We start from the raw sequence: 11,935 nt of genomic DNA on the forward strand, positions 1-11,935 counted from the left end.
GACGGCGTGGTCGCGGTGCGTCGGCATCATCCGGACGGCGAACGACCGTTTGATGACCGGGCCCGTATGTTTTCGTGACGTTCCACGACCAAAGACGGCCGGATTCCCGCGCCCGGCACCCGCCCGGCCACCCCCGGGCACCGCCCGGCCGCGCCCAAGCCGCTGGGCGGGCTCGGCTTTTCCGGGAGCAGCGATCCATAGGTTTTGTCTATGCGAGCATCGTAGAACGCGTTTTGACTGATGGGATCGGGTCCGGCAGGCTCCGTCCCGACCACAGACCGCAGGACGATCCATCATGACCGGCCCACGCCGCTGGCTGCTCACCCCGGGCCCACTGACCACCACCGACAGCGTCAAGCGGGCGATGCTGGAGGATTGGGGCTCCTGGGACGGCGACTTCCGCGCGCTGACCGCCGAGGTGCGCCGCCGCCTGCTCGCCATCGCCGCGGCGCCGGAAGACCGTTACGCCTGCGTGCCGATGCAGGGCAGCGGCACCTTCGCGGTGGAAGCGGCGCTGCTGACCCTGGCGGGCGGCGGCGGCCGCGTGCTGATCGGCGTCAACGGCGCCTACGGGCAGCGCATGGTGGAGATCTGCCGCCGCGCCGGGATCGCCCACGCCGCGCTGGGGCTGGACGAGGGCGAGCCGCTGACCGCCGCCGCCGTCGACCGCGCGCTCGACGATCACGCCGACGTCACCCACCTGGCGGTGGTGCAGGTCGAGACCTCGACCGGCATCCTCAACGAGGCCGCGGCCGTTGCCGACCTCGCCGCCGCCCGCGGCGTGCGCCTGATCGTCGACGCCATGAGCGCCTTCGGCGCCCTGCCCCTCGACCCCGTGCGCCACCCCTACGAGGCGATCGTCTTCTCCACCAACAAGTGCCTGGAGGGCGTGCCCGGCCTCGGCTTCGTCATCGTCCGCAGCGACGCCCTGGCGGCGGCGGCGCGGCACGGCACCGCCCCGCTCAGCCTCGATCTGGCGGCGCAATGGGCCTACATGGAGCGCACCGGGCAGTTCCGCTTCACCCCCGCCACCCACGTCCTGGCGGCGTTCCGCCAGGCGCTCGACGAGTTCGACGCCGAGGGCGGGCAGCCGGCGCGGCTGGCCCGCTACGCCGCCAACCGCGACGCCCTGGTGGCGGCGATGCGCCGGCTCGGCCTGCGCACCCTGCTGCCCGACGCCCTGCAGTCGCCGATCATCGTCACCTTCCTCGCCCCCGACGACCCGGCCTACCGCTTTCCCGCCTTCTACGAGGCCATGAAGCGCCGCGGCTTCGTCATCTATCCCGGCAAGATGACGGCGGTCGAGAGCTTCCGCCTGGGCTGCATCGGCGCCGTCGACGCGGAGGTCATGCGGGGCTGTGCGGCGGCCTGCGCCGAGGCGATGGCGGAGATGGGCGTGGCGCTGCCCGGCGCCTAAAGCAAGACCGCGCTTGGCCGATCCGGTCAAACGCGGTCTTGCTCCAAACACGCCCGCGGCGTTCGGCCGGCCGGCGGCCGCTTCAGGGCGCGCAGGCGGCGGCGCGGGCGAGGAGCCACTGCCTCTCCCGCGCGTTGCCGGTCAGCGCGGCGGCCCGCAGGAACTCGCCGCGGGCCTCGGCGAGCCGCCCCGCGCGAAAGAGGAAGTCGGCCCGCGCCGCCGGCAGCGGCGCGTAGTCCTCCAGCGCGGCGGTCTGGACGATCGCGTCGAGCAGCGCGAGGCCGGCGTCCGGGCCGTGGGCCATGCTGTGGGCCACCGCGCGGTTGAGTTCGACGACCGGCGAGGGCGCCACCGCGGCGAGCCGGTCGTAGAGGCCGGCGATCTCCAGCCAGTCGGTGTCCTCGGCGCTCCGCGCCCGCGCATGGCAGGCGGCCAGCGCCGCCTGGAGCGCATAGGGTCCGTCGGCGCCGCCCAGCGCCTCGGCCCGCGCGAGCGCGGCGAGGCCGCGGCGGATCAGCCGCCGGTCCCAGCGCGCGCGGTTCTGCCGCGTGATCGGGACGAAGCCGCCGTCGGGGTCCTGGCGCGCGGCGAGGCGGGAGGCCTGGATCTCCATCAGCGCGAGCAGGCCGAACACCTCGGGTTCCGCCGGCGCGAGCCCGGCGAGGATGCGTCCGAGCCGTTGCGCCTCCGCGCACAGCGCGGGGCGGACCAGGTCCTCGCCGGCGGTGGCGGCATAGCCCTCGTTGAAGATGAGGTAGACCACCTCGAGCACCCAGGCGAGCCGTGCGGCGCGCTCGCGGCCGCGCGGCACCTCGAAGGCGAGGCCGGCCTGGCGGATCGTCTTCTTGGCGCGGACGATGCGCTGGGCGATCGTCGGCTCGCTCGTCAGGAAGGCGCGCGCGATCTCCCCGGTGGTGAGGCCGCCGACCAGCCGGAGCGTGAGCGCCGCCCGCGCCTCCCTGGACAGCACCGGGTGGCAGGCGGTGAAGATCAGCCCGAGCAGGGGATCGCCGATGTCGTCGTCCATCGCCGCCTCCAGCGCCGCGACGCCGCCATCGCGGTCCGCCTCGATGTGCCGGGCGATCTCGGCGTGCTTGCGGTCGCGCATCCGCTCACGGCGCCCGGCGTCGATCGCGCGGCGCTTGGCGACGGCCAGCAGCCAGGCGCCGGGGTTGCGGGGAACGCCGGTCGCCGGCCATTCGGCCAGAGCGGTCGCCAGCGCGTCCTGCGCCAGCTCCTCGGCCCGGTCGACGTCGCGCGTCATCCGGGCGAGGCCGGCGATGAGCCGGGCCCGCTCGATCCGGAAGACCGTCTCGACCGTCCGATGGACCTCGGTCGCCACCACACCTCCAGACCGGGGACGCGTCCCCCCGTTCGACAAGACCCGGCGGCGACCGGACGCCATCGGCGGCCGTCAGCGGCTCTCGAGCTGCTTGCGGTTGCGCTCGTGGAGCTCGGCGACCTCGGGGGTCAGCACCTCGGCGAAATCGGCCATCTCCACCACCGGGCGGAGCTCGATCTCGCTCGGCCCCGGCATCGGGTTGGGACAGCGCTTCACCCACGCGACCGCTTCGTCCATGTCCTTAACCTCCCACAACCAGTAGCCGGCGACCAGCTCGCGCGTTTCCGCGAAGGGACCGTCGATCACGGTGCGGCTCGGCCCGTCGAAGGCGACGCGCTTGCCCTGCGCGGAGGGCCTGAGGCCTTCGCCGGACAGCATGATGCCGGCGGCGATCAGTTCCTCGTTGTACTTGCCCATCGCCTCGGCCAGCTCGGCGGAGGGCATCGCGCCCGCTTCGCTGTCCTGCGTCGCCTTGACCATCACCATCACGCGCATCGTCTGTCTCCCCTTGCGTGGGCGGCCCCGATGGCCTCCCTGCCTCCACGACGAACGGGCCCCGGCGGATTCGACAAGGGCGGCGGAATTTCTCTCCGGCATCGCGACGCCGGCGGTCGGGTCCGGTCGGAAACCGCCCTACCGCCGCACCGTCGCCATGACGGTCGCCAGGAACGCGGCGGCGACGAGCAGCGCGGCCGCGGCGTGGCCGTATTCCCAGTCCCGCCGCAGGTTCTCCCACACGTCCGGCAGCGTGGTCCAATTGGCCGTCGCCTGGTTGGCCGGGAAGACCCAGACGAAGAAGACACCGAGGCTCGCCAGGATCAGCAGGCATGCCGCCAGCGCCCAGCGGGCCTGCGCCGGTTCCCGGCGCCGCAGGGCGACGAAAAGGGCGCCGTTCGCCAGCACCGCCGCGACGATCGGGATGCCGAACAGGGCCCAGCCCCGGTAGATGGACTGGACGAGGGCGTAGGCATCCCGGTCCATCCCGATCTTGCCAGGCAGTTCGAGGACGTGCGCGCCCGCCGGCACGAGGATGACGGCGCCCAGCACGAGGGCAAGCGTCCTGAGTGCGGCCATGGCAGAGCCTCCCGAACCGTTCCGTCCGCCCCCCGGGCGGTCTCCGGGCGACGACAGGAACATCGCCCTTCATGGAACGGCGGCAAGTGCGTTCGCCGTGACGGCGGCCGGGCGCCGGTCGCCCCATCGGGAAAAAGCGTCGGGCACGTCACAGGGCGGTGCCGCCGTTCGTCACCGGAACGAAGGTCGGATCGGCCGACCGCCACGGAGACGGACCATGAACGACACCAGGGCAATCCGCTACGATCTGGAGATCCCCGACGTCCTCAAGGCGCTGGCCGCCGTCCACCAGGCGATGGACGCCCGCGGGCTCGACCGGACCATCCACCACCTGGTCCAGTTGCGCGCCTCGCAGATCAACCGCTGCGCCTTCTGCGTCAAGATGCACACGCGCGAGGCCCGCGACGACGGCGAAACCAACGAGCGGCTGGACCGGATCATCGTCTGGGACCAGGTGGGCGACTTCACCGCGCGGGAGAAGGCGGCGCTGGCCTGGACCGAGGCGCTGACCGTCCTCGACGGCCGGGCCGACCTCGGGGCTTTGCGCGCCGAGCTGCGGCGCCATTTCACCGAGGCGGAGATCGGCATCATCACCGGGACGGTCGCGATGATCAATCTGTGGAACCGCATCCAGATCTCGGGGCATTGAGATGGACGGACGCGACCCCGTCGCGGCGTTCGCGGAGGCCCGCCCCACGCTGCTGGGGCTGGCCTACCGCATCCTGGGCTCGCGCGCCGACGCCGAGGACGCCGTGCAGGACACCTTCCTCAAGTGGCAGGCGGCCGACCGCGCCGCGATCGACAATCCGGCGGGATGGCTGACGACCGCCTGCACCCGCCGCTGCCTCGACCTGCTCCGGGCCGCCCACCGCGCCCGCGTCGACTATGTCGGCGCGTGGCTGCCGGAGCCGGTCCACACCGCGGTCCCCACCGCGGTCGACGACGCGGAAGACCGGCGCGAGCTGGCGGCCTCGCTCACCACCGCGTTCCTCCTGATGCTGGAGCGGCTGGCACCCAAGGAACGGGCCGCCTTCCTGCTGCACGAGGTCTTCGACCGCCCCTACCCGGAGGTCGCCGCGGCGCTCGGCGTCGGTGAGGCGGCGTGCCGCAAGCTGGTGCAGCGCGCCAAGGCCAACGTCGACCGGACGAAGGTCCGGCACGTGGTCGCTCCGGACCGCCAGGACCGCCTGCTCGACGCGTTCCGGACCGCCGTCACCGACGGGATCACCGCCCCGCTGGCGGCCCTCCTGTCCGACGACGTGCGGCTCAGCGCGGACGGCGGCGGCAAGGTGGCCACGCTGCTGGACGTGCTGCAGGGCAAGACGGCGGTCCTGTCCTTCCTGACCGACCGGCTCGGCGGCTACTGGGCCGATTACCGCTGGGTGCCGGCGGACATCAACGGCGGGCGCGGCTTCCTGCTGCGGTCCGCCAAGCACCAGGGAGTGGGCGGCGTCGCGGCCAGCGTCGGCTTCGCCTTCGACGAGGCCGGCCGGGCGACCGACGTCTTCATCGTCCGCAACCCGGACAAGCTCGCCGCGCTCGCCGGGGAGCCGATCCGATGACCGCCGCGGTGCCCGCCGGCTGGGCGGCGCTGTTCGCCGGACGCAACGCCGCCCACTCCCTGGTGCTCGGCGGCGGGGTGCTGCTCCAGGCGGTCAACATCTACGTCGCCGCCACCATCATGCCGTCGGTCGTCCGCGACATCGGCGGCCTCGACTACTACGCCTGGAGCACGACCCTGTTCGTCGTCGCGTCCATCCTCGGCGCCGCCGTGTCGGCACGGCTGCTGCGCCGCTCCGGCGGGCGCGGCGCCTATGCCGTCGCGGCGCTGCTGTTCGGCGCCGGCTCGCTCGCCTGCGCCGCGGCGCCGTCGATGGCCGTGCTGCTGGCCGGCCGCTTCGTCCAGGGGCTGGGCGGCGGGCTGCTCTACGCGCTGGCCTACGGCGTCGTCCGCCTCGTCTTTCCGGAACCGCTGTGGGCCCGCGCCATCGGCCTGATCTCCACCCTGTGGGGGGTGGCGACGCTCATCGGACCGGCGCTGGGCGGCGTGTTCGCCGCGGCCGGGGCCTGGCGCGCCGCCTTCTGGACGCTGCTGCCGGCCACCGCCCTGTTCGCCGCCCTGGCGTGGGCGACGCTTCCCGGAACGGCGGGCGCACGGGAGGACGGGGCACGGCCGGACGGAGCGCTCCCGGCCGGCCAACTGCTGCTGCTCTCCCTCGCCGTGCTGGTCCTGTCGGCGGGCGGGGTGGGCACGGATCCGTCACGCCACGCCGCCGGCATTCTCGGCGCCTTGGCGTTGCTGGCCCTGCTGGTGGCGGTGGAACGGCGGGCCGCCGTGCGCCTGCTGCCGGCGGGTGCCCTGCGGGCGGGGCGGGCGCCCGGCGCGCTGTACGTCACGGTGGCGCTGCTGATGATCGGCATGCAGCCGGAGGTGTACGTGCCCTACCTGCTGCAGGTCCTGCACGGACAGTCCCCTCTGGCCGCGGGCTATCTGGCCGCCCTGCCGGCCATGGGCTGGACGCTCGGGTCGCTGCTCGGCGCCGACTGGAGCGGCCGGCGGGCGGAGCGCGCCGTCGCGCTCGGTCCGGCGCTGTGCCTGGCCGGCTTGGCGCTCGGCGCGGCGTACCTGCCGGCGGGCGGCGCCCTGGTGCCGGCCTGCGCCGGGCTGCTGCTGGTCGGCTTCGGCATCGGCCTGTGCTGGCCCCACCTGGTGACCCGCACCATCCGGGCCGCCGCGGCGGCCGAACAGGACCTCGCGGCGGCGGCCGTCACCACGGTCCAGCTCTTCGCCGCGGCGCTGGGTGCCGCGGCGGCCGGAGCGGCCGCCAACCGCGCCGGCATCGCCACACCCGGCGGCGCGGCGGGGGCGTCGCACGCCGCCTTCTGGCTGTTCGCCCTGTTCGCGGTCGCCCCGGCGGCGGCGGTGGTCACCGCATGGCGCGGCGTGCGCTCGCGGACCGGCGGCTCTCCCGGCGCGAACGGCGTACCGCGATCGGGCGAAAGAAAGTCGTGTCCGCCGGCGATCCGAACGCGGCCGCACGTCCGTATGCGGCGGTGAGTGCGCACTCGACTGCCAACGACACAGCGACAGGGAAGAGACCATGAGCAATCGCACCACCGTTCTGCTGTCCGCCGCCGTCCTGTCCACCCTCGCCTGGGGCGCCGTGGCCGGCACCATGGCGGGCACCATGGCGGATGCCCCGATGGCCGGTCCGGCGGCCGCCCCGGTGATCGTCGGCGGCCAGCCGATGCTGCCCGGCAGGACCATCGTCGACAACGCCGTCAACTCCGCCGACCACACCACGCTGGTGGCCGCGGTCAAGGCCGCGGGGCTGGTGGACACGCTGCGCGGCGCCGGGCCCTTCACCGTGTTCGCGCCGACCGACGCCGCCTTCCGCGACCTGCCGGCGGGCACCGTGGACACCCTGGTCAAGCCGGAGAACAAGGGGGCGCTCACCAGGATCCTGACCTACCACGTGGTGCCCGGCCGCCTCGACGCGGCGGCGCTGAAGCAGCGGATCGCCGCCGGCAACGGCGAGGCGACGTTGAAGACGGTCAACGGCGCCATCCTCACCGCCTCCATGAACGGCCCGCACAACATCGCCATCCGCGACGGCGCCGGTACGGTCGCCAACATCTCCACCTACGACGTCCACCAGGCCAACGGCGTGATCCATGTCGTCGACACGGTGCTGATGCCGGGCTGACCCGGCGGGCGGCGGTGCGGCGCGGCGCCGCCGCCCCGTCCGGGAGCCGCGCGACCGCCTCACAGGTCCGGCGCCACGGCGCGGCGGAGCACCGCGCGCGCCGCGTCGACCGCCCCGCCGACGCCGGCCTCCTCCTCCTCGGCCAGCACCGGCACGGCGCGCAGGAGATGCATGACGACGGCGGCCCGGGCATCGGCCGCCGTGGACGGCACCCCGGCCTCGACGAGGACGGCGGCGATGCGCCGGCGCATGGCGGCGCGCAGGACGGCGCGCCGGTCGTTCCCGTCGCCGCGCGCGTCCAGCAGGGCGACCGCCGCCGCGCGCTCGGAGCGCAGCGCCAGGAGAAGGGCGACCAGCCGGTCGGCCAGCGCCGCCGGGTCGCGGCCGTCCTTCCCCGCCGCGATGGCGTCGAGCCCGGCCAGCATGTGGTCGCCGTAGCGGGCGAGCAGGGTGTCGGCCAGCACCTCCTTGGAGGGATAGAAGCGGTAGAGCGAACCGATGGCCGCCCCCGCGCGCGCCGCGATCTCGGTCATGGTCGCGGCGTCGTAGCCCTTTTCCGCGAACACCGCGGCGGCCGCGGCGAGCAGCCCCTCGACCCGCTCACGGCCCCGCCTGCGTTTCGGTTCCAGCGCCGTCGCCCTTGATTTTCGCGAGGCCATCCTCAACCTTCCTTGCCGCGAGCCCGTCCTCCCTTAGCGCACGCCTCGCGCTCTGTCACCCTTCCCCCGGACCGCATGCGAGACGACGCCATGCCCGAGCTCGACCCACGGACCACCGCCCTCGTCCTGATCGACCTGCAGAACGGAATCATCGGGATGGACCTGGCGCCGCGCTCCGGCGCCGAGGTCCTGGCCGCCGGACGGCGGCTGGCCGACCGCTTCCGCGCCGCCGGCGCCCCGGTGGTGCTGGTGCGCGTCGCCTGGGCCGACGACTACGCCGACGCGCTGCGCCAGCCGGTGGACCAGCCGCCGGCGCGGCCGCCGGGCGGCCTCCCGGCGGACTGGTCGGCCCTGGCGGATGGGCTGGCCCAGCCGAGCGACCTGGTGATCACCAAGCGTCAATGGGGCGCCTTCCACGGCACCGAACTCGACCTGCAACTGCGCCGGCGGGGCGTGCGCACCATCGTGCTGGGCGGCATCGCCACCAACTTCGGCGTGGAATCCACCGCGCGCCAGGCGTGGGAGCACGGCTACGAGGTGCTGCTGGTGGAGGACGCCTGCGCCGGAGCGTCGGCCGACCTGCACGCCATGGCCGTCCGCCACATCTTCCCGCGGATCGCCCGGGTGACCCGGGAAAGCGCCCTCGCCTTTCCCGCCGCCTGACCGCGCCACCCCGCGGCGGGACCGCCGGCCCCGCCAGCCCCGGTCGGGGCGGCCCGCGATCGCGCGTCACGTGTGCGTGTGCGGCTCCATCTGCGCCTGCGCGGCGTCGAGGCGGTTCCATTCGGCGACGAGTCCGCGTTCCCGTGCGCCGGAACGCGATGGCGAGAGGCGGTCAGTCCTCGCCCGGCGCGGCGAGACGCGCTTCCTCGGCCTTGTTGATGTACTGCGAGCAGACGAGCCAGCCCTTCAGGGGCCGCAGCAGGGCGCAGCAGACGGCGACGATCAGGACCGACGTCAGGATGATGTTGATCAGCAGCGGCACCTGCAGCGCCAGCTCCAGCCACGCGGCGAACCCGACCACGGGAAAGCTCGCGATCGACATCGCGAAGAAGGCCGGGCCGTCGGCCGGATCGGCGAACGAATAGTCGAGCCCACACACCTCGCAGCGCGGGGCCAGCTTCAGAAAGCCACGGAAGATCCGCCCCTTGCGGCAGCGCGGGCAGCACCCCTTCATGCCAAGCTCGAACGCGCTCGTCGCCGAACGCTGCGGCTCCGTCGTCATGCTCCGCTCCTGATTGCCGACACCATGCATGCTCACAGTGTATGGATTGATGACAGGAATTGATGCGATCAATTGTCATGGCAGCCGCCTGGTTTCCGAAGGGGGCCAGCTCCCGGACCATCCTTCCGGCCGACCGCGGCGGCGCGCCGGGGACGCCGCCGTCGCCGGACGCGTCAGGGCGCACCAAAGGACCGGCGTCGACGCCTCGAGCCGCCCGAGATCGGCCAGGAAGCCGTGCGAGTCGATGAAATGGAGCACGGCCGTGCCGCCGGTGACGGCAGCGATCGCCATCCACACCGCGTGCTTGGCCGTCTTCTTGAGGACCCACGCGGCGGTGCGCGGCCCCGCGTCGAGCCGGATGCGGGCGCCGCGGTCACCCTCGATCGATTCCTCGACCAGCACGAACAGGTCCGTCCATACGGTCCGCGGGCAGGCGTAGCCGCACCACACGCGGCCGGCCAGTGCGGTCGCCAGGAACAGCCCGACCGCCGCCAGGATCATGACGCCCGTGAGATGGTGGATGTGCCGGGGCCAGAGATCGATGCCGAACAGGTACAAGCGTTGGCCGTCGAGATCGAGCAGCACCGCCTGGTCCGGCAAGTCCGGGCCGCGTAAACCGCCAGAAGCACGGCGGCAAGAATCCACTTGGTCTGCCGGAACCGCCCCCGGACGGCTTTCGGATGGATTTTCCGGCGCCGACCGAAGAGCGGAGCGGGAGCCGCCGCGGCCGGAGCGGCCGCGGCGGCCCGATGATCCCCGAGCGGGGACCGGGCGAGCTTCTGCATAGGATGGCGTCATGGCTGTGTTTCTTACGAAGGCGCAGCCGATCCGACCGCCCTGCCGGCAATCACGCCGCTCACCCCTCGCACTTGCAGGGATTTTGTCCGCATAAATATCCGATCAATCAAGCTGGATTGATCGCATTGCGGCGACTTGCCGCAGCCCGGGCACGCCCGCCCGGGACCGTCGTCAGATCCGGGACCGTCGTCAGATGATGACGCCGGCGGACGACGGCAGTTGATCGAGGGCGTCGGCGATGATCTCCAGGACGTGGCGGACCTCCTCCCGGTTCTCGGCGGCGCCCAGGCAGATGCGGAGCGCCTCCGGCGTGTCCGGCGTGGTGGCGAAGGCGTCGCTGCCCACCGCGGCGATGCCTCGCGTCCGCAGATGCGCGGTGAACTCCCCGCGTGTCCAGGCCTCCGGCAGATGCAGCCAGACGTGGAATGCCTCGGGTTTCGTGACGATGCGGTCCGCCGGCAGCATGGACTCGGCGAGCGCCCGGCGGGCCACGGCCTCCGCGCGGATGGCGTCGAGAAGGGCACCGGCGGTGCCGTCCGCGATCCAGCGGCGGGCGAGCGCGGCGTTGAGCGGCGACGCCATCAGCGTCGTGCCCCGCTGCGCCGCCGCCACCCGCAGATGCTGCCGCGCGTCGGGTGACACGACGTAGGCGATCCGCAGCATCGGCGACAGGCACTTGGCCAGGCCGGCGACGTGGTAGACCGCCTCCGGCGCGAGCGCCGCCAGGGGCGGCGGCGGGTCGGCCGGCAGCGGGCCGTAGACGTCGTCCTCGACGATCGGCACGCCGTGCTCCCGTGCCACCGCAACGATGGCCTGGCGGCGCTCCAACGGCAGCGTCGCGGTCGTCGGGTTGTGGAAGGTCGGGACGCAGTACAGCAGCTTGGGACGATGCCGGATGAGGGCGTGCCGAAGGGCGTCCGGATCCAGCCCGTCGCCGTCCATGGGCACGCCGATGATGCGCAGCCCGAGCTGGCCGGCGATCGCCCTGAAGCCGGGATAGGTCAGCGCCTCGGCGCAGACGGCGTCGCCGGGGCGGGTCAGGGCGGTCAGCAGCGCCAGCAGAGCGCCCTGCGTGCCCGGCGTGACCAGCAGCCGCTCGACCGGCACGTCCGGCAGCCGCGCCGCAAGCCATGCCGCGCCGGCCGCACGGTCCTCCCGCCCGTCGCCGGCACCCGGATAGTGCAGCATGCCCCGCAGGTCCATGTCCCTGACGACCGCCGCCATCCCGTCGCGCAGGCGGCCGGGCAGGTCGTGGCGATCCGGCAGGGGGGGCTGGTTCATCGTCATGTCGATGACCCGCGCCGCCGCCGCGACGCTCCGGCCGTCGCCGCCGGGTCTCGTCGCCGAGGGCGCCCGGACGAAGGTGCCCTGCCCGACCCGGGCATCGATCAGCCCGCGGCGACGCGCCTCGACATAGGCGCGGGACACCGTCGTGAAGTCGATTCCCATGCGCTCGGCGAGCAGGCGTTGCGGCGGCAGGCGCTGGCCGGGGACCAGCCGGCCCGTCCGGACGTCGTCGGCGATGGCTTCCGCAATGGCCAGATAGACGGGCCTGTCGCGGTTCGCGATGTCCGGAACCCAGTTGCTCCGCTCCGCCGGCATGCGGACACTCGCGCCCTTCACGCTGCTCAATCCCTGTCTCCGGGCGAAAAGTGGTGCGGCGGCGGGCGCGCACGCGACCGGCCCGGTGCATTGTATGGATCTGTGGGACGC

General features: G+C 73.6%; 13 protein-coding genes. 6 read left to right on the top strand and 7 right to left on the bottom strand.

Going from position 1 to position 11,935, the window contains the following annotated elements; translation table 11 throughout:
• Window positions 1-295: 295 nt before the first annotated feature.
• Window positions 296-1,417: a 2-aminoethylphosphonate--pyruvate transaminase gene (locus ACSBPG_RS20165; protein WP_435539000.1), complete on the top strand. Its 1,122-nt coding sequence runs from the start codon at window positions 296-298 to the stop codon at window positions 1,415-1,417.
• An 82-nt stretch (window positions 1,418-1,499) separates the two neighbouring features.
• Here the strand turns inward: ACSBPG_RS20165 and ACSBPG_RS20170 are convergent, their stop codons facing one another.
• The 3 genes from ACSBPG_RS20170 to ACSBPG_RS20180 form a co-directional block, all read right to left on the bottom strand.
• Complete coding sequence (locus ACSBPG_RS20170; protein WP_435539001.1) at window positions 1,500-2,759, bottom strand: RNA polymerase sigma factor; 1,260 nt, start codon at window positions 2,757-2,759, stop codon at window positions 1,500-1,502.
• 72 nt (window positions 2,760-2,831) lie between these two features.
• Window positions 2,832-3,254 (bottom strand): YciI family protein, encoded by a 423-nt coding sequence (locus ACSBPG_RS20175; protein ID WP_435539002.1) that lies wholly within the window; start codon window positions 3,252-3,254, stop codon window positions 2,832-2,834.
• 138 nt (window positions 3,255-3,392) lie between these two features.
• The gene (locus ACSBPG_RS20180) at window positions 3,393-3,833 is read right to left on the bottom strand and encodes a hypothetical protein (protein WP_435539003.1); all 441 of its coding nucleotides are present in this window, start codon (window positions 3,831-3,833) and stop codon (window positions 3,393-3,395) included.
• Window positions 3,834-4,050: 217 nt separating this feature from the next.
• Between ACSBPG_RS20180 and ACSBPG_RS20185 the strand changes: the two genes are divergently transcribed.
• From ACSBPG_RS20185 to ACSBPG_RS20200, 4 genes are read left to right on the top strand one after another with little or no spacing between them, the layout of a single operon-like run.
• A complete protein-coding gene (locus ACSBPG_RS20185) occupies window positions 4,051-4,482 on the top strand; it encodes a carboxymuconolactone decarboxylase family protein (protein WP_435539004.1) in 432 nt (143 codons plus the stop codon).
• A gap of 1 nt (window position 4,483) precedes the next feature.
• The gene (locus ACSBPG_RS20190; RefSeq protein WP_435539005.1) at window positions 4,484-5,395 is read left to right on the top strand and encodes a sigma-70 family RNA polymerase sigma factor; all 912 of its coding nucleotides are present in this window, start codon (window positions 4,484-4,486) and stop codon (window positions 5,393-5,395) included.
• Window positions 5,392-6,891, top strand: a complete 1,500-nt coding sequence (locus tag ACSBPG_RS20195) for an MFS transporter (protein WP_435539006.1) — start codon at window positions 5,392-5,394, stop codon at window positions 6,889-6,891. Before ACSBPG_RS20190 ends, ACSBPG_RS20195 begins: the two co-directional genes overlap by 4 nt.
• A 43-nt stretch (window positions 6,892-6,934) precedes the next feature.
• Window positions 6,935-7,540, top strand: coding sequence for a fasciclin domain-containing protein (locus tag ACSBPG_RS20200; RefSeq protein WP_435539007.1), 606 nt, complete (start codon window positions 6,935-6,937; stop codon window positions 7,538-7,540).
• Window positions 7,541-7,599: 59 nt separating this feature from the next.
• On the opposite strand, the gene ACSBPG_RS20205 is transcribed toward ACSBPG_RS20200, so the two are convergent.
• On the bottom strand, window positions 7,600-8,199 hold the full coding sequence (locus ACSBPG_RS20205) for a TetR family transcriptional regulator (RefSeq protein ID WP_435539008.1): 600 nt from the start codon (window positions 8,197-8,199) through the stop codon (window positions 7,600-7,602).
• A 90-nt stretch (window positions 8,200-8,289) separates the two neighbouring features.
• Between ACSBPG_RS20205 and ACSBPG_RS20210 the strand changes: the two genes are divergently transcribed.
• Window positions 8,290-8,862: a hydrolase gene (locus ACSBPG_RS20210; protein WP_435539009.1), complete on the top strand. Its 573-nt coding sequence runs from the start codon at window positions 8,290-8,292 to the stop codon at window positions 8,860-8,862.
• 172 nt (window positions 8,863-9,034) lie between these two features.
• On the opposite strand, the gene ACSBPG_RS20215 is transcribed toward ACSBPG_RS20210, so the two are convergent.
• The 3 genes from ACSBPG_RS20215 to ACSBPG_RS20225 all read right to left on the bottom strand — a co-directional run bounded on the left by ACSBPG_RS20215 (window position 9,035) and on the right by ACSBPG_RS20225 (window position 11,845).
• Window positions 9,035-9,424, bottom strand: a complete 390-nt coding sequence (locus ACSBPG_RS20215) for a DUF983 domain-containing protein (protein WP_435539010.1) — start codon at window positions 9,422-9,424, stop codon at window positions 9,035-9,037.
• A 75-nt stretch (window positions 9,425-9,499) separates the two neighbouring features.
• Window positions 9,500-10,009: a 4Fe-4S binding protein gene (locus tag ACSBPG_RS20220; RefSeq protein WP_435539011.1), complete on the bottom strand. Its 510-nt coding sequence runs from the start codon at window positions 10,007-10,009 to the stop codon at window positions 9,500-9,502.
• Between the two features lie 402 nt (window positions 10,010-10,411).
• A complete protein-coding gene (locus tag ACSBPG_RS20225) occupies window positions 10,412-11,845 on the bottom strand; it encodes a PLP-dependent aminotransferase family protein (protein WP_435539046.1) in 1,434 nt (477 codons plus the stop codon).
• Window positions 11,846-11,935 lie beyond the last annotated feature (90 nt).

The organism is Azospirillum sp. ST 5-10, from assembly GCF_051225715.1.
In the GTDB taxonomy this organism is placed as follows: domain Bacteria; phylum Pseudomonadota; class Alphaproteobacteria; order Azospirillales; family Azospirillaceae; genus Azospirillum.

Bases quoted from the DNA above. Each gene is read 5' to 3' on its own strand.
- ACSBPG_RS20165 (WP_435539000.1), top strand. From the start codon at position 296: ATGACCGGCCCACGCCGCTGGCTGCTCACCCCGGGCCCACTGACCACC.
- ACSBPG_RS20175 (WP_435539002.1), bottom strand. From the start codon at position 3,254: ATGCGCGTGATGGTGATGGTCAAGGCGACGCAGGACAGCGAAGCGGGC.
- ACSBPG_RS20180 (WP_435539003.1), bottom strand. From the start codon at position 3,833: ATGGCCGCACTCAGGACGCTTGCCCTCGTGCTGGGCGCCGTCATCCTC.
- ACSBPG_RS20185 (WP_435539004.1), top strand. From the start codon at position 4,051: ATGAACGACACCAGGGCAATCCGCTACGATCTGGAGATCCCCGACGTC.
- ACSBPG_RS20190 (WP_435539005.1), top strand. From the start codon at position 4,484: ATGGACGGACGCGACCCCGTCGCGGCGTTCGCGGAGGCCCGCCCCACG.
- ACSBPG_RS20195 (WP_435539006.1), top strand. From the start codon at position 5,392: ATGACCGCCGCGGTGCCCGCCGGCTGGGCGGCGCTGTTCGCCGGACGC.
- ACSBPG_RS20200 (WP_435539007.1), top strand. From the start codon at position 6,935: ATGAGCAATCGCACCACCGTTCTGCTGTCCGCCGCCGTCCTGTCCACC.
- ACSBPG_RS20205 (WP_435539008.1), bottom strand. From the start codon at position 8,199: ATGGCCTCGCGAAAATCAAGGGCGACGGCGCTGGAACCGAAACGCAGG.
- ACSBPG_RS20210 (WP_435539009.1), top strand. From the start codon at position 8,290: ATGCCCGAGCTCGACCCACGGACCACCGCCCTCGTCCTGATCGACCTG.
- ACSBPG_RS20215 (WP_435539010.1), bottom strand. From the start codon at position 9,424: ATGACGACGGAGCCGCAGCGTTCGGCGACGAGCGCGTTCGAGCTTGGC.